This window comes from Desertivirga brevis, assembly GCF_017355835.1.
On sequence record NZ_JAFEWF010000016.1, the window covers coordinates 37,677 to 58,999 of the forward strand.

General features: G+C 39.3%; 18 protein-coding genes and 1 tRNA gene. 11 read left to right on the plus strand and 8 right to left on the minus strand.

The window, feature by feature from the left end; all coding sequences use genetic code 11:
• Nucleotides 1–94 precede the first annotated feature (94 nt).
• A complete protein-coding gene (locus tag J4N25_RS25935) occupies nt 95–1,270 on the minus strand; it encodes a glycosyltransferase family 2 protein (RefSeq protein ID WP_207424807.1) in 1,176 nt (391 codons plus the stop codon).
• Between the two features lie 23 nt (nt 1,271–1,293).
• Nucleotides 1,294–2,214, minus strand: a complete 921-nt coding sequence (locus tag J4N25_RS25940; RefSeq protein ID WP_207424808.1) for a glycosyltransferase family 2 protein — start codon at nt 2,212–2,214, stop codon at nt 1,294–1,296.
• Between the two features lie 67 nt (nt 2,215–2,281).
• On the opposite strand from J4N25_RS25940, the gene J4N25_RS25945 reads away from it, so the two are divergent.
• The 5 genes from J4N25_RS25945 to J4N25_RS25965 all read left to right on the plus strand — a co-directional run bounded on the left by J4N25_RS25945 (nt 2,282) and on the right by J4N25_RS25965 (nt 9,239).
• The gene (locus tag J4N25_RS25945; RefSeq protein ID WP_207424809.1) at nt 2,282–2,821 is read left to right on the plus strand and encodes an Asp23/Gls24 family envelope stress response protein; all 540 of its coding nucleotides are present in this window, start codon (nt 2,282–2,284) and stop codon (nt 2,819–2,821) included.
• A gap of 5 nt (nt 2,822–2,826) precedes the next feature.
• Entirely contained in the window at nt 2,827–3,966 is a 1,140-nt protein-coding gene (locus J4N25_RS25950; protein WP_207424810.1) for a PP2C family protein-serine/threonine phosphatase, read from the plus strand.
• A 10-nt stretch (nt 3,967–3,976) separates the two neighbouring features.
• Entirely contained in the window at nt 3,977–4,303 is a 327-nt protein-coding gene (locus J4N25_RS25955; protein WP_207424811.1) for an STAS domain-containing protein, read from the plus strand.
• Between the two features lie 64 nt (nt 4,304–4,367).
• Complete coding sequence (locus J4N25_RS25960; RefSeq protein ID WP_207424812.1) at nt 4,368–4,871, plus strand: hypothetical protein; 504 nt, start codon at nt 4,368–4,370, stop codon at nt 4,869–4,871.
• A 75-nt stretch (nt 4,872–4,946) separates the two neighbouring features.
• Nucleotides 4,947–9,239 (plus strand): two-component regulator propeller domain-containing protein, encoded by a 4,293-nt coding sequence (locus tag J4N25_RS25965; protein ID WP_207424813.1) that lies wholly within the window; start codon nt 4,947–4,949, stop codon nt 9,237–9,239.
• Nucleotides 9,240–9,555: 316 nt separating this feature from the next.
• Here J4N25_RS25965 and J4N25_RS25970 read toward each other — a convergent pair whose 3' ends face one another.
• The 3 genes from J4N25_RS25970 to J4N25_RS25980 all read right to left on the minus strand — a co-directional run bounded on the left by J4N25_RS25970 (nt 9,556) and on the right by J4N25_RS25980 (nt 10,625).
• Nucleotides 9,556–9,735 carry a spore protein gene (locus tag J4N25_RS25970; RefSeq protein ID WP_207424814.1) on the minus strand — a complete coding sequence of 60 codons (180 nt, stop codon included), beginning with the start codon at nt 9,733–9,735 and terminating at the stop codon, nt 9,556–9,558.
• A 25-nt stretch (nt 9,736–9,760) separates the two neighbouring features.
• Nucleotides 9,761–9,831: transfer RNA gene (locus J4N25_RS25975), tRNA-Cys, on the minus strand.
• Nucleotides 9,832–9,866: 35 nt separating this feature from the next.
• Complete coding sequence (locus tag J4N25_RS25980; protein ID WP_207424815.1) at nt 9,867–10,625, minus strand: TrmH family RNA methyltransferase; 759 nt, start codon at nt 10,623–10,625, stop codon at nt 9,867–9,869.
• On the opposite strand from J4N25_RS25980, the gene tamL reads away from it, so the two are divergent.
• Complete coding sequence (gene tamL / locus J4N25_RS25985) at nt 10,616–12,967, plus strand: translocation and assembly module lipoprotein TamL (RefSeq protein ID WP_242696034.1); 2,352 nt, start codon at nt 10,616–10,618, stop codon at nt 12,965–12,967. The two genes, J4N25_RS25980 and tamL, sit on opposite strands and share 10 nt — an antisense overlap.
• Here tamL and J4N25_RS25990 read toward each other — a convergent pair.
• Nucleotides 12,964–13,500: a hypothetical protein gene (locus J4N25_RS25990; RefSeq protein WP_207424816.1), complete on the minus strand. Its 537-nt coding sequence runs from the start codon at nt 13,498–13,500 to the stop codon at nt 12,964–12,966. The two genes, tamL and J4N25_RS25990, sit on opposite strands and share 4 nt — an antisense overlap.
• Before the next feature lie 329 nt (nt 13,501–13,829).
• Here J4N25_RS25990 and J4N25_RS25995 point away from each other — a divergent pair, with 329 nt between their 5' ends.
• From J4N25_RS25995 to J4N25_RS26015, 5 genes are all read left to right on the plus strand, one after another.
• Complete coding sequence (locus tag J4N25_RS25995; RefSeq protein WP_207424817.1) at nt 13,830–14,333, plus strand: CHRD domain-containing protein; 504 nt, start codon at nt 13,830–13,832, stop codon at nt 14,331–14,333.
• A gap of 32 nt (nt 14,334–14,365) precedes the next feature.
• Nucleotides 14,366–14,977, plus strand: coding sequence for an RNA polymerase sigma factor (locus J4N25_RS26000; protein WP_207424818.1), 612 nt, complete (start codon nt 14,366–14,368; stop codon nt 14,975–14,977).
• An 11-nt stretch (nt 14,978–14,988) separates the two neighbouring features.
• The gene (locus J4N25_RS26005) at nt 14,989–15,999 is read left to right on the plus strand and encodes a FecR family protein (RefSeq protein ID WP_207424819.1); all 1,011 of its coding nucleotides are present in this window, start codon (nt 14,989–14,991) and stop codon (nt 15,997–15,999) included.
• 73 nt (nt 16,000–16,072) lie between these two features.
• Nucleotides 16,073–18,616 carry a TonB-dependent receptor domain-containing protein gene (locus tag J4N25_RS26010; RefSeq protein ID WP_207424820.1) on the plus strand — a complete coding sequence of 848 codons (2,544 nt, stop codon included), beginning with the start codon at nt 16,073–16,075 and terminating at the stop codon, nt 18,614–18,616.
• Nucleotides 18,617–18,656: 40 nt separating this feature from the next.
• Complete coding sequence (locus tag J4N25_RS26015) at nt 18,657–19,457, plus strand: DUF4249 family protein (RefSeq protein ID WP_242696037.1); 801 nt, start codon at nt 18,657–18,659, stop codon at nt 19,455–19,457.
• Nucleotides 19,458–19,522: 65 nt separating this feature from the next.
• Here J4N25_RS26015 and J4N25_RS26020 read toward each other — a convergent pair whose 3' ends face one another.
• Complete coding sequence (locus J4N25_RS26020; protein WP_207424822.1) at nt 19,523–20,185, minus strand: porin family protein; 663 nt, start codon at nt 20,183–20,185, stop codon at nt 19,523–19,525.
• A gap of 196 nt (nt 20,186–20,381) precedes the next feature.
• Nucleotides 20,382–21,236 (minus strand): KPN_02809 family neutral zinc metallopeptidase, encoded by an 855-nt coding sequence (gene ypfJ / locus J4N25_RS26025; RefSeq protein ID WP_207424823.1) that lies wholly within the window; start codon nt 21,234–21,236, stop codon nt 20,382–20,384.
• Nucleotides 21,237–21,323: the final 87 nt, after the last annotated feature.

Genomic DNA, 21,323 nt, shown 5'->3' on the forward strand with positions numbered 1-21,323 from the left:
TTACTTTAGAGTTTGATCTAAATGGTGTTGCTAATTTTCAACCGTGTAAGGTTTTAGGTGCCAGTTGTAAATGTTTTAACTGGCACCGGTTGCATTATTCTTTTCTTTTTGCTTTTTCCCAAACTGCGCTCTGCTGCTTACGGAAATATCTTATAATTCCTGCAAGTACTGCGTAGTTCATTACACAAAAATAGTATGGTATGAATAAGATCTTAATCCTTAAATTCTTCTTTTCAAATAAATAGCCTATGAACGCCATCACATAAAATAAGACCTGCGCAACGAGAAGGTGCTGGAAAAGTAGCTCGGCAGGTTGAAAGGCGATTAATATGTTCAGGATCAAAGCGAGAATTAATAAGAAGGGAGTAATTGTCCACCGGAGGACACGGTGACTCACATACTGGAAGCTTAAGGTGCCGTACTTGAAGATGTTGAATAAGCTTTTCAGCCAGATGATTGATTGTATACCTCCCGCAGCAATCCGCACTTTTCTTTTCAGCTCTTCCGATACGTCGGCAGATGCAGTCTCAGATGCATAAGCTTCCGGCTCGTAAATAATTCTATAACCTTTCTCTGCAATAAGCATTGAAATCATAAAGTCGTCGAGTATCGCATCCTTGCTTACGGGTTGGTATAAGTTTTTCCTCACACTAAAAAGTTCTCCAGCCGCGCCAACTACCGAGTACAGTTCTGAATCCCATTTTTTAAGCGTAGATTCGTACTTCCAGTAAAATCCTTCCCCTGCCGCACTTGCATCTGCTTCTTCACCGGCCATCACACGTTTCTCGCCAGCAACGGCACCAACGTTAGGATCAGCGTAATGACGGCAAATATTGATTAGAGCATCTTTATTGAGGTATGTGTTAGCATCAGTAAAAACAATTACCTCTGTATGTACCTGCTCAACAGCTCTGTGAACCGCTGCAATCTTTCCACTTCGCTCAGACCTGTGCAACAGTTTCAGCTGAGGAAACTCATTGATAATATCAGGGGTTTTGTCATTCGACCCATCTGTGACAAATAGAATGTCTAGTTTTCCTTCAGGATATGCTAGTTGAAGGGTATTACTGATCTTCTCCCGAATAAACCCTTCCTCGTTATAAGCAGCGATGACAAGAGTACAACTGGGCAGATCTTGAAAATCCACCTCGGGAATTGCTCGTTTGCCTTTAATGGCCCGTCGCACCTTAATTAGGAAGTATAGGAGAATACCATATCCCAGAAACGTGTAGAAAACGATAAACAGGGATAGCCAGAAAGTAAATTTCATTCGATATATTGCTGGTTGAAGTGTTAAATTTTATTGATGGGGAAACCTAATTCGTTACTGTCTTTTTTATGCGTGATATTCCACCAGATCGCGCGGAAAAGCTGTTTAGCCAGATCTGTCCGCCCTTCTTTTATGTAATTAAGTAAGTTCCGGGGCGATACCAGTAGCCCGAAATGACAATAGAATATCAGCCTTGACAAAAGTGGTGCGTTTCTTCGGATAAAAAGGATTCTGTTCCTGTTCATAAAAAACTCTTTTAGAGGACTTTTCCGGCCAACAGAAACCGACTCTTTATGGTAGATCAGGGCTCGAGGTTCCACCCAGATCTCGAATCCTGCTTTTTTAATACGCTCGCACCAATCCATTTCTTCATAATACAAAAAGAAGTGTTCGAACATAACCCCTGCTTTCTTAATTGCAGAGCTTCTGATCATCATGGCTGCCCCATGAGCAAAGCCTGTAGGACCAGTTAGATTGTCGTACTGCCCCTGGTCAACTTCAAACTCGCCAATAGTTTTATTTCTGGCCGTATTAAAGTTCATTGAAGTGAAGCCCACGTACTGCAGGGTATCAGGCTGATCAAAAAAACGTATTTTAGGAGATACCATACCCACTTGTGGATTGTTATCAAGGACAGAAACAAGTGTTTCTACCAGTCCCGGCGTAAATTCGGTATCGTTGTTAACCAGGAACAGATAATCCCCACTCGCAGCTTCGATCCCCAGATTATTCCCTCCGGCAAAACCCAAATTCACATCAGAGCGTATAAAGGTTACGTCATGGTACCTGGAAGTCCATTTGGGGACGTGATCATTTTTGCTGCCATTATCTACTACTATTATTTCAATGTCGGGATAACGGTTCAATAGCGAAATAGAGTGAAGAAGCTCTTCTGTTACTTTAGGCTGGTTGTAATTAACAGTAATAACTGAAACTTTATTCATTTAAATCCGAAAAACAATTTTTACGCTATTTAAACGGGGAAGATACAATTTAAATTAAAAAAGCGGTTTGGAAAAGAGAAATAGCCTGGATCATCAATTAGCCCGCTTTGCGGAGTTGGATAATAACGTAGTGTCGATTGAAAAAAAACTAGACGAACTGATTATACTTTTAAATGAAAGTGATCTGGATAGCCAAACTGTGCAGCGATTCCAGTCGAAGTTTAACTCCGCCCTGTCGAAGGAGGAAGATAGGTTTAAAGCATTTCAGAAATTAGACGATCCATGGGCATCCCGTCTTGAGATGGTCGATGATCTGGAGAACCTCCTATCAACCTATCAGGTGGATAGCAAGGCTTCGAAGAAATATCTGTATGCCGAAAGGTTGTTGAAACTAGTCCTGATACTTACATCGATTGTTCTTATTACCCTTGGTTTTGCGCTTATAGTGCTTCCTCAGCCTGCAGAGTTCGAAATGTTCACCATTTATTACTTCACAACAGATGATGGATTTACATTAATGGATCTGATTGCTCTGTTAATTGTGCTGGCTGGTGTATATTTGCTCATCAGATCTATTATTCGTACCAATCATAATAGCGCTGACTAGATCATATGCCTCAATCCCAGAAAAAAATTCTGCTCGTTGATGATGACAGGTTTATCTTGACGCTATTCGACAAGGCCTTAAGTACGGAGGGATTTCAGTGTTTATCTGCCAATTCCGTGGCTGATGCATTAGAGATATTGAAGACAGAGCTTCCTGATATCATTCTTTCCGATTATCAAATGCCAGGAACGGATGGTTTTGAGTTCAGATCAGTTGTTTTAAACGATAAACGACTGAAAAATATTCCGTTTGTATTCTTAACCTCGTATACCGACAGGGATATGATTCAACGGGGGCTTGACATGCTTGCTGTGGATTACATCGATAAAGAAACACCAGTAGCCCTGGTAGTTTCTAAATTGAATAATATTCTTCAGGCTATCCGCAAGCAGCATGAGAAGTCAATGAACGAAATACGGGTAGCAGCAGAGGCATTGAATTTAAGTTCTGTTCCTTCCGGACCACCAGTTGTAGAGGGGTTCAAAGTCAACTTCCTCTATAAAAGTTTCGAAGATTATCCTGGGGGAGACTTTATAGATTTCATACGCTTCGATAACCGTTTTACCTTTATGATCCTGGGTGACGTAATGGGTAAGAAATGGGGGGCTTGGTTCTTCTCTTTTAATTTTCTCAGTTATATACGGTCTGCCATCAGGCTTTGTGTCTTTGATGGAGACCTTTCAACTGCCAGCATTATACAGAAGATAAACAAGGTTATTTTTATGGATCCAGTGCTCGGAGATGTTCTGTCTACATTGTCCTTACTCATGATAGAGCACGAAACAGGGAAGGTGTATTATTCAGGCGCTGGGGACCTTCCCCTGATCTGGTATAAAGCAAAAGAAAAGAAGAGCTTAAAAGTTAACTCCTCAGGCCTATTATTAGGTGTTATGCTCGAAGGTCAGTACAATGAAGAGCTCATTGAGCTTATGCCTGGTGATCAGCTTTTGGTAATTTCAGATGGTATGATTGATTTTGAGGAAAATGGTGAAAAGAAGAGTGATTACGATCTGTTCTTTAATTTAATTCAACCTATGCTTGGCCGAGAGGAGACCCTCGATATGATAAAAAATGTAACTTTTTCTGATAAAAAAAGTAAAGAGCTGGTAGACGACTGTAGCTTGCTATTCATCGAAAGAATTTAAAATAAATAAAATGTTAGAAACTTCACAACACAATAACTACACAGTTGCAAAATTATTGATTAAAGAAGCCAATCTGGATGTGGCAGATCAATTTAAAACGGAAATGCAGCAGTTGGTAGATAAAGGAAGTAGCCAGATAGTGGTAAGTTTTGAAAATGTTGTATATGTGGATAGTTCCTTTCTTGGTGCTCTTGTATCCGTATTAAAGTACGCAATGTCAAAAGGTGGTGATATTGCCGTGGCTGAACTAAATAAGGATATAAATAATTTGTTCAGTTTAATCAGAATGAACAAGGTTTTTAAGGTTTACAATACAGTCCCGGATGTTTTTGCATAAGAATAAACTTTCGTCAACAACACATATTGAAAGAGATTTTCTCTTTTCAAATGACTCTAAAGTCATGTTTTCGCTGTTGAACGAAATTATTTCTTTTGTGAAAATTCATTTCCCGTCTGAGGTTTACGAGGACAAGATTAGCGATTGCAAGCAAGCCTTGATTGAATTGCTTACTAATGCTGTAAAACACTCCAATACAGATACATCTTCAATTTCGGTAGTTATTGAAAATCATAAGATTGAGTTGATGAAATTAGATAAAGGCAGGCCTTTTTACCTGGAACATTACACAGGGTGGCCTCCTATCAGCTGGCCTTTATCTAAGCAATATATAGGTGAAAAAATTAAAATATATAACGATGATTTTTCTCACCTTCATGCAGTTATTCAAAACGAAAATCGAATTGCTTTTGAACTGGAGGAATTTCCTATGGAAAGCGTGAATCTGGATACAAATCTCATCGAACATTATGGATTAATGATCCTGACAAAAATATCGAACCATTTTTACTACGTTCGTGATTCAGCTTCCAATACCAATTTATTTCACGTAACCATCAATATTTAATAAGTATTGAATCGTGCTTCAGGCTTCTAGTGTACCCACGCTTTGAAGGATTTGATGATAGTTAGCCTCCTTTTTATGCATACTGATTATTTACGAAATATAAGGTTTCTTTACGTATCTCTTCTCGCTGTAATGTTATTTCCTGTGCTTGTTTATTCGCAGGATAACGATTTGAGGTTTAGGAGAGTAACCACAAGAAATGGTTTGTCTCAAAGTAATGTTACGAGTGTTGTAAAGGACAAAAAGGGCTTTTTATGGATTACTACCCGCGATGGACTCAACCGGTTTGATGGTAATGATTTTAAGGTTTATCGTTACAATCCTGAGGAGCCGAATAGCATATCCAGTAATTACCAAAGTAGCCTATATCTAGATAGAAGTGGTCAGCTCTGGATTGGAAGTAATGCAGGCTTGGACCGGTACGATCCTTTGAAGGATAACTTCATTCATTATCCCTATAAGAAGACTCTTCATGTAAAGGCAATTTACCAGGATTCTAAGAACAGGATGTGGATAGGATCTAAGAGCGGCTTTTTCTTGTTCAATCCAACTAATGGTATTTATAAGGAGTTTCTTCATGCGGATGGTAATCCTGCCTCCATAGGAGATGATGATATTAATTCCATTACAGGGATTGATAACAAGATTTGGCTAGGAACGGCCAACGCAGGTATTAGTATTTATGATCCTGAGAAAAATACCTTTACCAACCACCTTTATAATTCATCCGACCCCTCCAGCATAGGAGCGAAAAATGTAAAAAAGATAATTCAGGATAGACGAGGAAATATTTGGGCTGCTACCGAGGGAGGAGGCTTATCCTTATTTAATCCTGCATCAAAATCTTTTAAAAGCCTAAAAAATAGTCCTGGTAATCCAAATTCCATCGGGAGCAATCATCTTATCGCATTAGCCGAAACCAGCGACGGACGCCTATGGATCGGGTCCGAGGCTGAAGGTCTATCTATTTACGATCCAATAGCAAGAAAATTTTCAGTTTACAAGCACGATCCATATGATAGCCGGACTCTTTCTCATAATACTGTTCGAAATATTTACGAGGATCCAGACGGGACTATTTGGCTATGTACTAATAGCGGCGGTATTAGTTTCTTAAGTAAGCAGGCAGACATGTTTAAACACTACAAGTCTATAGCCTTAAAAGAAAACAGCCTCAGCAGTAATCTTGTAAAATGTGTTCTTAAGGATTCCAGGAATCATGTTTGGGTGGGCACGGAAACAGGTGTTGATGAAATCCTTCCCAACGGAAAGTATAATCATTACAAGCTCGGTGGCACTAAAAGTGGCTTAGTAAGTAATAACATCAATGCAATTGCCCAGATCAATAGTGAGGAGATAATGTTCGGAACTCATGACAAGGGAATCTGTGTTTTCAACTTTAAAACAGGTAAATGGCGTTCATACTTGCACGAATCAACTAAAAGTAACTCTCTATCAGATAACAGGATCTATTCAATTTTCGTTGATAGTCGCCAAAACATTTGGATTGGTACATGGATGGGAGGATTGAATCTTTTTGATGCTAAGACGGGAACTTTCAGGGCATATAAGAACAGGCCAGGAAATAGCAGAACAATTGCTTCAAATGTTATTTATGATATAAAAGAAGATAAAGGAGGCAACTTATGGCTGGGTTCGGATAAGGGTTTACTTTATTTCAATACGCGGAACAATGTATTTCTGCAATACAAACATGAGGCTAAGAACCGGAACTCTCTATCTAATAATCTCATCAATAGCTTATCGGTTGACAGATCGGGGAATGTTTGGATTGGAACCGCCGGGGGAGGATTGAACTGTTTAAATCCCAAAACCAGCAAGTTTAAAGTAGTTAGCGAAAAACATGGTTTACCTAACGATAATATAAATGCTGTGGAAATAGACAGCAAAGGTGAATTATGGGTAAGTACTAATAAGGGGGTTGCAAAATATAATCCTGCAACAGAAAAGGTTATTTCTTATCAGATGAGTGATGGCTTACAGAGTAACGAGTTTCTGAGGGGGGCATCATATAAAGCCGCCGATGGGGAGATTTTTTTTGGTGGAGTAATGGGCTTTAATAGCTTTTATCCAGACAGGATCATTATAGATACTGTACCTCCAAAGATCGTTTTTACCAATTTATATCTTTACAATAAACCTGTAGCTCCAGGGAAAAACTCTCCATTGAAAGAGTCGATTTCAGAAGCAAAAGAGGTTAGGTTAGTGCATGATCAAAAATATGTTACTTTCGAATTTTCAGCCCTTGAGTTTTCGTCTAGTGGCAAAGTTCAGTATGCATATCGATTGGAGGGCTTTGATTCGGGGTGGATTTATTTAGGCAATGAACGTAAAGCTACTTATACAAATTTGCCTCCTGGAGAGTATTTTTTCTGGGTTAAAGCTACCAATAGCAATGGGTTATGGAATGAAAAAGGAATTTTTATTAAAGTTATTATAGAGCCGGCTTTTTGGGAAGCCTGGTGGTTCAAAGTATTGATTTTGACCATAGTTGTTGCAGGGGGACTTTATGGAGATAAATATAGGATAAGAAGGATTCGGGAGCAAAGGCAACACCTGGAAAAGCTTGTAAAAGAGCGAACAGAAGAGATCAATAAGCAGAAAGAAGATCTTGAGCAGCTAAACAGTGAGTTGCAGCATAAATCTGAAGAGCTGCAGGCTCAGTCAGAAGAACTGCAAAGCCAGTCAGAAGAGCTCCAGAGCCAGTCGGAAGAATTACAGGAAGTTAACCGGGAGCTGCTTTGCCAGAAAGAACAGGAAAATCAGGCACGTTTAGAAGCTGAACTCGCACGTCAGGATGCAGAAAAAGCAAATCAGGCAAAAAGTGTGTTCCTGGCAACCATGAGTCACGAGATCAGAACCCCGATGAATGGCGTTTTGGGAATGACGGCCCTTTTGTGCGAAACAGAGCTTAATGAAGAGCAAAGAGAGTATGCCGATACTATATACAGCAGTGGAGAAGCTTTGCTAAATGTTATTAACGATATCCTCGATTTTTCAAAGATCGAATCTGGTAACATGGAGTTAGATCCTCACGATTTCAATTTGAGACAATGTGTTGAGGAAGTGTTGGATCTGTTTTCCAGTAAGGCTGCTGTAAGTGGTATTGATCTTATTTATCATCTGGATCCCGCTATTCCTTCTATGGTTGTAGCGGATGGGATGAGGCTACGGCAGATCCTGATCAACCTGGTTGGTAATGCCATTAAATTTACAAGCCATGGTGAAGTATTCTTAAGCGTAAGCGAAATACAAACAACAGGACATGGCTTTAGTCTCAAGTTCGATGTAAGGGACACTGGAATTGGAATACCTAAGGAGAAGATAGAATCTTTATTTAAAGCTTTTTCTCAGGTTGACTCGTCTACAACGAGGAAATATGGAGGGACAGGTCTTGGTCTTGTTATTTGTCAGCGCCTCGTACAACTGATGGGCGGAGATATTACGGTATCAAGTGAGTTTGGAAAAGGTGCTACCTTCAGCTTTTATATAAGTGCTGAGGCAAGTGCGAAGAGCGATCTGGCAAGTGTTACTTACGATTTGTCTGGTCTTGAAGGCAAAAAGGTGTTGGTGGTTGACGACAACCAAACGAATCTGAAAATACTTAAAATTCAGATGGAGCAGTGGAAGTTGGTTCCAGAATTAGCTTCCTCTGCAGAACATGCTTTGGGTCTACTATCCAGCAGGAAGAAGTACGACCTCGTGATCACCGATATGCAGATGCCGGAGATGGATGGAGTGGATTTGAGTAAGCTTATTAAGAGAAACCACGCTTCGTTGCCTATCATTCTTTTAAGCTCTATCGGAGATGAGACCAAAAAGAAATATCCTGATCTCTTTGCTTCAATACTTACCAAACCCGTGAAGCAACAACACCTGTATAAAGTGATCCAGAAGGAACTTTCGTCTGTAGTGGAATTGCCAATAGCTGCGCCTGCTGCACCAAAAGTATTGTCTGAGGATTTTGCTTTGAAGTATCCATTCAAAATCCTTGTTGCTGAGGATAACCTGGTAAACCAAAAATTAATAGTTAAAGTGCTTAATAAGCTGGGATATGTACCTGACCTGGCAGAGAATGGGCGAATTGCTCTCCAAATGCTCGATAAGGAATTTTACGAGATAATCTTAATGGATGTACAGATGCCCGAATTAGATGGATTGGAGACTACTAGACTTATTCGAAAGAATTATACACGGCAGCCGCAAATAGTGGCGATGACTGCCAATGCTATGGTAGAGGACCGGGAAGAATGCCTTAAAGCAGGCATGGATCACTATATATCCAAACCTGTAAAGTTGCAGGAGCTTATTAGTTATTTGGAGACTTTATCAACAGAAAAAGCATAGTAGATCTTAGAGCGTGTGCAGGTCTTAGCATTAACCTTGAGCACATGCTCTGATCATTTAAAAATCTTACTTATTCTTCGTCTTTCCTAATCGGGGCGTTTATAATCTCATAAGCCATCCAGGCAAATATGATAAGGAATACTATCAGCACTAATACCATTGAATTCTCTTTCTAGTATAAATACGCTTTGGAAGGTAGTTTGGTATAGATGGAGTATAATAGTTAAAGGAAGAAGGCTTAGAAGAGAAATTGGTTTAAAATAAAAAAGCGCTTTTAATAAAAAAGCGCTTTTTTATATGGTTCGAAAAGCTTTAATTACTTTGCTTGTGCTTCGATTTGAGCTAAAACAGCATTGTTCTTTGCGATCTGGCTTTTAGCAGATTCTTGAGAACGGCTACCTAATTCAAGGTTACGACCTAACTTAAGAAACTGAACCTCCAGGCGCGATACCGTTTTATTCTTTCTGTCTTTTCTTTTTAAACGTGTAACTCCCATGGTATTCTTTTTAAAATATTTACTGAGGTCGGAAGCGGATTCGAACCGCTGTAGGAGGTTTTGCAGACCTCTGCCTAGCCACTCGGCCATCCGACCATTTCCTTGTTTTTAAGGAACGCAAAAATAGTAATTTATCTCTTTATGTCAAATGATTTTCTTCTTATTTCTGAACAAAAAATCGAAGCGGCAATTGCAACATTCAGAGATTCTGCTTTTCCGAACCTTGGTATAGTCACTGATTCAGTTACTTCCGCTATAATTTGCGTTGAAATCCCCTTGCCTTCGTTACCTAAAATAACAAGTCCCTCTTCTTTAAAATTCTTAGTATAAATATTTTCACCGTCTAATAATGCACCGTAAACGGGCAATTTAACCGCTGCCAGAAAGGGCTGCAATTCCAGATAGGTGACCCTTACTCTAGAAAGGGAACCCATAGTAGCCTGAACTACCTTTGGATTAAAAACATCTACTGTATCATTTGAACAGATTATATCTTCGAACCCGAACCAATCTGCTGTTCTGATAATTGTACCCATATTGCCCGGATCTTGTATGCCATCTAAAACCAATGAGAATTTCCCTTTAAAACTTTCTGGCACGATAGCCGTTTTTTCTGGGATTTCAACCAGAGCGAGAGCATGCTGTGGGGTTGTCAGAGCACTTAGTTTTTTTATTTCGGCATCCGTAACTTCATGAATTTTTACTTTTTGTGTTAATTTGCTAAACCTTTCGAGGTAGTCCGCAGTGCAATAAATTGAGGATACCGTATAATCAGAATTTAAAAATTCAGTTATTGATTTTACGCCTTCTGCAATAAAGAGCCCTTGTTCTTTTCTTTGTTTTTTTTGTTGTAATGCATTTACAAAACTAATTTGAGATTTTGAAAGCATATTTAAACGTATATAATTTCCTGCTTGCAAGTATAGCGCTTTTGCTGCTTATCTTTTCTGGTTGTTCACCTACGCGCTATCTAAACGAAAATGAAGCTCTTGTTAGAAGTTCAAAGATAAAGGGAGTAGACAACCAATTTACAGAAGAAGCAGGTTTGTATATTCAACAAAGTGTTCGTCCTAATTCGCGTTTAAACCTTGCATTGTATAATCTTTTGAATACTAAGGACGGTAAGTATAGAACAGACAGGATTAAAGATATCGGGGAGGCTCCTCATATTCTCGACTCTACTATGGTAGAGATATCGAGAAATGAAATCGAGAAGTTTCTTTTTAAAAAAGGTTTTTTTAGAGCTAAGGTGAAGGCAGAGGTTGAAGTTCAAAAAAAGAGAGCCTTTGTAACGTTCGTCGCAACGCAAGGTCCCTCTTATAAATTGCGGAATTACTCCTATGAAATTCCTGATTCTGCCGTGAAGGATCTGTATTCATCAAGGCGAAGTGCTTTTACCCGGATAAGTGAAGGGATGCGTTATGATGAAGATTCTCTAAAATATGAAAGCATGCAAGTATTTGATATGCTTAAAAATAACGGCTACTATGATTATGTGCAGCAATACATGCACTGTCTATTAGATACCAATATTGGAAATCATTTGGTTGATGTAAACGCTATAATTAATAATCCCCCTAACCGGGACCGGCATTTGGTCTATAATATTTTTAATACGAATATTACTGTAAATACCAGTAATGGAGATTCGCTTTCAAGAAAGGGCCCAAAATCTCTGGTTGTAGATTCTCAATATTATTTTAAAGATTATTCTGGCCGTTTCAGGTTCAAGCCATTTTCAAAATATATCTTCTTCAACAAATTTGATCTCTACGATAACGAAAAACGTGATCTGACCTATAACCGTTTGTACGAGCTGAACGTCTTTAAAAACATTTCCATAGAATACACGAAACGCAAAGACGACTCAACAAATCTTGATGTTAACATTCTGGCTACTCCTTTAAAAAAAATGAGCAATAGGGTGGAGGGCGAGTTCACTTTTAATTCAGGAAGCAGCGGTTTTAACATCGGAAATACCTATTCGAACAGAAATGTTTTCGGAGGAGCAGAACAACTTGACGTCAAGTTCCGTTACGGCATCTTGCGTGATTGGCGCGATCAGAACAGGTTGTATAACAGGGATTTTCAAATTGGGGCCAATCTTACTTTCCCACGTCTGCTAGCGCCATTCCGTATTCCTTCTATGGGCCGTTTTGGAATTCCCAGAACAACGATCTCCAGTAGTCTTCAAGTTTCGGATTGGAGTAATGCTCTCTCGAATAGGCTATTTATAAACTCCATTACTTATAATTGGGCAGAAACACCATTCAGGTTCCATAGTTTAACGCCAATCAATATAGAGTATCGCGATGGGAGACTAGATCCTGCCTTTAGAGATACTCTAATAGAGCAGGGAAACCGAATTTACGTTGAAACGAACGACAGGCAGTATATAAATTTAGGAAGCCAGTATAGCTTCACATTCAATAACATCAAATTGAATAGCTACGAGAACTTTATTTATTTCAGAAATTTTACTGATGTTGGTGGAAATACCCTGGCCCTGCTAGCCAACGCACTTGACCTTCCTAAGAATGGAGGGGTTCGAACACTTTTCAGATTGCGCTACCTTCAATATGCTAAAACGGAGTTTGATTTAAGATTATATAGAAGTTTAGGGGGCGAACGCCAATTTATTGCGAGACTTAACCCCGGAGTTGCTTATCCTTACGGAAACATTTCAGATCTTCCCTTCGAGAAGAAATTTTTTGTAGGTGGGTCTACAAGTATAAGAGCATGGCAAGCGCGAACCCTGGGACCAGGAAATTATAACAGAGCCGTAAGAAGTCAGGAGATTCGCGAACGTTTAACAAACCTGGATCAATTGGGGGAGATCAAGTTGGAAGGCAACTTCGAATACCGGTTCAAGATGCTCGACAATCTTTTTGGTGCAAAATTAAAAGGGGGGGTGTTTGCAGATTATGGAAACGTTTGGACTTTCAACAAACTGGGTGATGTTCCTTCCGCCAAAGTTCAGCTTAAACTTAATGAGCTGTTTAATCAGATAGCAATAGGAACCGGGGCAGGATTACGTTTCGACCTTGACTACTTTGTATTCCGGTTCGATGTGGGTGTTAAGGTTAAAGATCCTCAGTTTGGAGATGATGATCAGTGGGTAATCAAGCATCTGTTTAATAACAGAGAATTTAAAGATCAGTATAGACAAACAAACTCACCAGACAGATATGGTTTCCTGCAATATAATTTCGGTATCGGTTTGCCTTTCTAGAAGAAAAACGATTTTAAACCTTCATATAGGGTCTCGAAGAACGTCGGGAAGCTGAGTCCGTTCTTTGAATTGAAGAAGAACATTGCTACAAGAATAATTATTCCGTAGATAAGAAACCTCTTGAACAACCCGGATAATACTACAATAGCAATCGGTATTAACACAAGAAGCTTGAGGTTTATTTTTATCGGAGTTAACGAGTCTGCTTTTTTCCATACGTAGTAAAGCCTGGTCACAGAGGTGCTATCATTAATATGTTTTAAATAGATGAATGTCGATTTTTCTATCGGTTGCGGTGTGATGGCTACACCCTCGTTAAACCGGAGGTCTTGCTTAAATCCATTGATGTTGAATTGATATCTCCCAGACACTTCCAAGGGAGTTTCATTGCTGTCGGTTGCTATTATTGCCAGCTTATCATTTCTCAATAGACTTTCTTTGATAATGAAATTGCTGAGCCTCCCCGGTTCAGCGCACAAAGCAACCAATGTCAGACAAAAAGAGAATATAGTAAGGGTAATGGTTTTTTTCATTAGAGTAATCTGTTTTATTGTATGTAATAATTTTCTGCAAACAAAGCGAAGTTGTTTCCCCCAGCTAAGATAAAGCTACCTTCAACATCCGCTTTTTTTCTTTTCGTTTGAATGTATTCTTTATAAGGGACTCATTTTGAATTTTGTTCTAATAAGCTTACCTCGTTTCTCGTGCAAAACGGCACAATAATAAAATAAAAGAATTTCTTTTTGACAGGTTTTAGTTTTCTAAAATGGTCTTCAAACTGGTACTTCAATATTTTCCTAAATTATAGGACCTTTTTTTGATCTAGCTGTCCTATATTTAATCATTTAGAAATATATGAGGTTTGGGAAGAATAAGTGAATCTGTAAGCATCAGCAGGGCTAGACAAAATACTCTTTTAGGGTTTCTTTTTCTTCAATTTGCAATAGTAGCTTGTAGTAAGGAAACTTTGCAGATGGAGGAGGTGACCGTGAAGCCACCTTTAAAAAGTTATAAGGTGACTGCCCGGTTAGATAATAAGCAGTCTGGAACTAGTTCAGAGGCGAAGGGAATCTTTACTGGAAGTTATAATGAGAGAACGAAGATCTTAACCTATAAGATCGAGTTTACCGGGATAAATCCCAAATCGATAGAGGTGAAAAAAGGCCCTCGTGGAACGAGTGGATCTTTGGTATATGAACTCCCCCGGAAAGCTTCAAGCCTTTATGAATCTGGACAAGAGGGACAAAGACTCCTAACAGCCTTACAGGAGAGAGACCTGATTAAGGGGAACTGGTTCATTATTATTTGTACAGAGAAGTATCCGCTGCAGGAAATTAGAGGTCAAATTACTTTAAAGAGTGAGTGATCTGGATTAATTTAGTGACCTACTCTTTTTCAATGGTAATAGAACCTGCGGGACCAAATAATGATAATGATTACGAGATCCTGTCTCTCATTAAGCAAGGAGATAGGCTTGTCTATGAGGGGTTTTACAAAAAGCACTATAAAACCCTGCATATCCTTGCCTTTAGCTATGTAAAAAGACATGAGATAGCAGAGGAAATTGTAAACGATGTATTCATTAACATTTGGAACAAGGCTGCAGATATTGCTATAAACCAGTCTTTTAAGAGTTATATTGTCAGATCCGTAGCTAATGCTTCAATTAATTATATAAAGAAAGAAAAGGTGTATGCAGAAAAGCAGGAAAAATACACCAGGTGGACTGAAAATACGTTAAGCTTAGAGGAAGATATGGAAGAAAAAGAGCTCGTCCTGCTGCGGCTTGAGAAGGCTCTTGATCTTTTGCCTCCCCAATGTAAGAAAGTGATGATGATGAGCCGTTTTGAAAAGTTGAAGCAACAGGAGATCGCCGATCGCTTAAACATTTCAATAAAAACGGTAAAAAACCATCTCACTTATGGTTTTTCGAAGCTAAGAGATACTCTTTCAGCTGACGGAATTGTTATTACGCTGCTCATTTTTATTGTATTCTCACTAATAATATAACATCCATGGAAATGCAGAATAATTTTAATGAATATGCTTTTACTCTCATAGTTGATGAGTTTGATGGTAATATTTCAGAGGATCAAAAAATGGAATTGCAGGCCTGGAGGCAATTATCAGCGGAGAATGAAAAGATCTATCAGGAATTTCATTCAATAAAGTCAGAGATTGATGCACTTGCAGCATTTAAAGAGATTGACGTAAATGCTTCATGGAGCAAGGTTAATGAAGGGTTAGATGCAAGAGTTTTCAATCTAAGGGGATCTTCTTCAGAAAGAAAAGCGCGTGCTACTGGATCATCAACTAAGAAAAGCTACAAATGGCTCTATGGCCTTGCTGCTTCAGTTATATTTGTAATTGGTCTTCTAATGTTCAGGTCTGGGGGATTAGACAGATTAGAGACAGGCGCGGGAGAACATAAAAGAGTTACTCTTCCGGATGGTTCATGGTTGGCCCTGGCTGAAGGAACAGTGATTCAATACGACAGCTTGGGATTTAATAATAAACGGGAATTAATCTTTGTTAAGGGAGAGGCCTTTTTCAGGGTGATCCACAACCACGAAAAGCCATTTCTGATCAAAACGGACGAGGCTACCATCCAAGACCTTGGAACTGATTTTTTCGTTACAAAAAACAAAGAATCAGTTAAGGTTATGGTTAGTTCAGGTACAGTTGCCTTGAAAGCACTAGCTACTGGAGAGTCCAGGATTATATCGGCGGGGCATTCAGGCCTCTATTCGAGTAATGATAAGTCTCTCACTGAAAAGCCAGACACAGGAGCCCACGAGGTACAAAGGCTTAATAAACAGCTTACGTTTGTGAACGCCGATTTGATGGAAATTGTTAACAAGTTAAAGAGCGTTTACGGAAAAAATATAGTAATAAAAGACAGGTCTTTGATGCATAGAAAATTAACCGCTCCCTTGTCTTATCAAACAGTGGATAGTGCACTTTCTGTTATCGCTGCATCACTGCAGGTGAAAGTAGCTCGTTCCGGTTCTGGCTTTGTTATTATGAAATAATTGATCAAATTTTTGTACTAATCACCAAATTGTAATATAATAGCCTGTTAAGACCATCTGAAGGGTAACAGGTATGTTGTTTAGGAAAGACCTATTAGTTTTCTTTTTTCTGTTAGTTTCATTAGTGGCTAAAGGTCAAGTACAGGTTTCGTTGGCAAAACCCCTTACCATTTCGTTTAAAAATCAATCGTTAAAAGCTGCTTTACTCGATATTCAGGCCAAAAGCCATGTTAATATTGCTTTTGATCCTGGTATCATCCCTTTAAATCCAACTATAACCCGCGATTTCAACAATATGACAGTTGCTGAGATCCTTTCAATAGTTTTGCATCACGGAAACCTTACTTACACTATCGTGGCTGACCGGGTTGTTGTACTAAGAGAAAGGATTCAGTATTATACAATTGATGGTTATGTTACGGAAGAAGAATCGGGTGAACCCTTGATCGCGGCTGGAATATATATCCCCGAACTTAAGATCTCCACACTCACTAATCAATACGGCTTTTATTCTCTTACTGTTCCTGCTGGCGCGTACGAGCTAATTATTTCCCATATCGAGTACCAGGGCTTTAAACGAGTTGTAAAAGTTGAAGAAGATAAAAGATTATCATTTCATTTAACAATCAAGCAGAACAAGTTGAAAGAGGTGGTTGTGGCACCTAACCTTAAACCGGATTCTTTAACTGTTAATCAGGGTATTTGGAACTTAGGTCACGAGCAGCTGAAACAGATTGCGTACTATGCCGGAGAGGTAGATGTAATTAAGGCGCTGCAAATGCAAAATGGAGTTAAGGCCCTTACGGAAGGAAGCTCAGGGTTGTTTGTCAGAGGTGGTAGTATCGATCAGAATTTGATCATGCTGGATGAGGCGATGATCTATAATCCTTCCCATCTGTTCGGTTTAGTTTCTATATTCAATCCCGACGCCATTAAAAATGTTCAGCTATATAAAGACTTTATGCCAGCTTCCTTTGGTGGGCGTCTCTCTTCCGTATTAGACAGCCGCATGGCCGACGGGAACAATAAGGAGTTTCATGTGAAGGGCGGTGCTAGCTTATTGTCATTAAGAGCAGCGGCCGAGGGGCCAATTATAAGAGAAAGAGGTTCCTTCTTACTCACATTTAGAAGAAGTTTACTTGATCTGATCAATAAGGATTACAGGATCGTTAATCCTAACTCTACTTATTATGATGTAAACCTCAAATTGAACATGCAGCTGGACCGGAATAATAAGGTGTTTTATTCTTTTTATGGTGGGAAGGATAAGCTTTTCTCTGAAAACTCCTTTGGCAACCGCTGGGGTAATCTAACATCAACATTTCGTTGGAACCATGTTTTTAACTCCCGGATATTTTTCAATTTGTCGGCCATTTATAGCGACTATAAAAATAATCTCGATCTAAATTCTGATACTCTGGCGGAGAAAAAGCAGTGGCAAACAGGAGTAAAGGATATAACCCTTAAGGGAGATCTTACATTTTACCGTAACCCTTTTCATGAAGTCAAATTTGGTGGCCTTGTTACCAGACACAAGTTTAACCCTGGTAGTATTGTAAATTCTGTCTTTCTTGAAAATAATATTCCCATTAATAAGTCATGGGAGTTTGGCACCTACGTCTCTAATAAGTATTCTTTCAACGATAAGGTTACAGCAGTTGTAGGGTTGCGATTATCGGGGTTCAGTAATGCCGAGGAAAGGTTAGGAGTGTATGACGAAAATGAAAATTTGATAAAGGCATACGAGCATAGCCTCTATTGGGGAGCCGAACCAAGAGCAAACGTTTCAATATGGCTAAAGAGGAATCATTTTACACACTTCACCTATAATCGTAATTACCAATTCCTGCAGCTTGTTCAAAACAATGAGCTAGCCTTCTCCTCCCTGGAAACCTGGCTTCCTGTAGCTAAGAAAACAAAGCCCCAAAACTCCCATCACTTTTCCTGGGGATATAGCTATCAACCAATAAACTACTCCCTTCGAATCAGTACATTTTACAAACATTTAAATAATCAGGTTGAGATACTTGAGCATACCGAACTTATCCAAAATTCCAGGATACGTGATTTTTTAAGATATGGGAAAGCCAGATCTTATGGATTAGAAGTTGGTTTCAACAGGCAGATCGGCAAGCTAACAGGAGGAGCGGGCTATACCTATTCCCGTACAGTAAGAGCCTTTAGGGACGTAAATAATGGAATGAGATTCCCTGCTAACTTTGATATTCCAAACGATTTCAAGACTAATCTTAGTTACGCTTTTAGCAATCAATTGAGGTTGAATAGCTTCTTCACCCTGGCCTCTGGTAGGCCGACTACCTTGCCAGTGGGCTTTTACTTTCACGGTGGAACGCAAGTACCTATTTATGAAGATAAGAACAATTCCCGTTTCCCAATTTTTCATAGGATGGACTTGTCCTTTCAATATACAGCTCCCGTTAGTCATGCTGCAAAACATAGCTGGAAACATTCCTTCTCGGGAGGAGTGTATAACGTTTATAACAGACGAAATCCCTTGTATTACAGGATTTCTCAAGCAACAACTACAAATAGTTTAGGTGTTGTAAATTCATCAACAAGAGTACTACCATGGGTAGCTTATTCATTTATGTATTAGCATGAAGGTGGGCGCTTTTTTAATTTCGTTATTGGCATTCATGCTTGTTCTTAGTTGTAGAAAAGAGAACGCAGAGGAGGCTCACTTTACTAAGAGGAAGTATGATTATGATATTATTATCGAGGGTGGGATAAATACAATGCAAAGAAATCAGTATATCAAACTAACTGCACCGTCGTATAATCCCGACTCGCTTCCCACTCCTATTGATGGTGCTGAAGTTTTGGTAAACGACGGGCATAGGGACATCCTTTTTAAGCTTACCTCTAGTCCTGGAATTTACTCAGGTAATGTGGCTCAAAACCAGAGGTATAACCAACCCTACCGGTTGACCGTAAGATACAAAGGAAAGGAATATACAGCTATCGATTCGCTAATTCAGGTAGTTAATATAATTGATGATTTTATTCCACTCAGTATCCTTCGTTATCCTGATAAACGACTCGAACTTAATATCCCAAAACATACCTTCGGCTTTAATAGTGCGGCGAGATGGTATATCGGTAATAAGAATCAACCTTCCTGGCAACCCTCTAAATTTGATAGTGTCAGCTACTCTTATACTCATTCTTTCGGGGTACCTAATTCCATTTACCCCTTATTGAATCAAAAAAGGAAGGAGTGGGTAAGTCCGGGTGAGTTCATAACCATCTATAAATTCTCTATGTCTGACGCTTATTCAAAATATCTTTACTCCGTCTTCCTTGAAACGGATTGGCGTGGAATTTTTTCAAGCTCTCCCGCTACAATAAAGGGAAATATTAGTAATAGGGCAATGGGTTTTTTTTACGTGACCGATGTTGATATAAGAAGGTATAGGATTAGTGAGCTGATACAATAATTAGTGATGGCAAAAAGAAAGCCTCACAGGGGAGGCTTTCTTTTTGTTAATGTGTTAATAAATTCTTAGAATGCGTAACCAACCGAGAATGACCAAACCCTGTTAGTTTGTTTCATATCCCTGCTAGTGTTTTTTGGTCTCAGGTCATTGATACCTAACCCGTAACCTGCACCAATATTAAATCCGTTATTTAACTGAAAACCTCCAATGAAGTTGAAACCCATATCAAATGATTTCAGATCTTTTCCAACTTCGTCGCCAAACTTTACATCGCTTGTAGTTTCGTTGCCATTGGCTTTGTTCTCTATTTTATTTTGACCTGCAATTCCATAAGCTGCGTATGGTCCTGCACCAACAAAGAAATTAGTTCCTGAGCTGGTTAGCGGAAGTTTAGCTACCAGGTTAAGAGGAACTTCTATCCACATAGTGCTTTGTTTGTATTCATTAGTTCCATCGTCGCCAAACTCACCACCTTTTCCCTGTAACGATATACCTGGTTGGAATGAGAAGTTTGAACTCAAAGCGATATCACTATAGCCAGTTACATGAAAATTAGTGATTGTACTTGTTTCAGGGTTCTCACCGTCACTAACGTGGAAGCTGTATTTTGGAATATTTACACCAGCTTTCAAACCCCATTTAGTTCCAGTGCTTGTTGTTGATGTTGACTGAGCGAACGTAGCTGTTCCAGCCAGGAATGCTACTGCAAGTAAAGCTATTTTTTTCATTTTAATTTCCATTTTTGGTTTAACAATAGTGTGTTACTGTTGCAGATTCTTCAAAAAGGGAGCCGGAAAAATTGGAAATAAATGAAATATTTGAAATTGAGCCCCTTAGCATGTTAATAATTTATTCTATCAGCCAAATGCTTCTTATGGTTTAATTTGTGTTTTGTCTATTATCCCCTACAAAATGTACCATAATCTATAGGTTAGTTGTAGAAAAAGTGTCTCCCTGTTTAATATCACCTGTTTGGTAGCCTTTCTTGAACCAGCGGATACGCTGGGCTGAGGTACCATGGGTAAATGCATCAGGAACTACATAACCCTGAGCTTCTTTTTGAAGTTTGTCATCCCCTATAGCATTTGCAGCACCAAGTGCTTCCTCTATATCTCCTTCCTCCAGGATATTTTTCGTCTGTTGGGCATGGTGGGCCCATACACCTGCAAGAAAATCCGCCTGAAGTTCCAGTCTGACGGAGAGCTTATTGTATTCTTCCTTACTTAACCGACCCCGAAGCTGATCTACTTTTCCGCTGGTTCCAAGTAGGTTTTGGATATGGTGTCCTACTTCGTGAGCCACTACATAAGCCATAGCAAAATCGCCGGGAGCGTTAAATCGATTCTTCAGATCATCGTAAAAGGAAAGATCAATGTATACCTTTTCATCACCCGGGCAGTAGAAGGGACCAGTAGACGAGCTCGCAGATCCGCATGCCGAGCTCACGGAGTTACTAAATAGTACCAAAGTTGGTTTTTTGTAAGTCTGACCCGAAGCTGTAAAAAGAGAATCCCATACATCCTCAGTGTCTCCCAAAACAACTGCTACAAAGTGGGCTGCTTCATCATTTTCTCTCGAGGTGCTTAGAGGCGCTTCTCTTTGTTCCTGATGTCCGCCTCCCTGTTGGCTCATCCCTATTAATTCCAAAGGATTTTGTCCCGTTAATACAGAAAAGATCAGTGCTATAATAGCCGTGAGTCCTCCGCCTATGGCGAGCCCTCCTCCTCCAGATCTTCTATCTTCAATATTTCCACTTTCTTTACGTCCTATCCAGCGCATAACTATTTTTAATTTTGATTATGTTAGAAGGAACAGAAGCTTCAAATGCTTTGTTTGGAACCGCTAAAATTCAAGAAAATTTGGGAT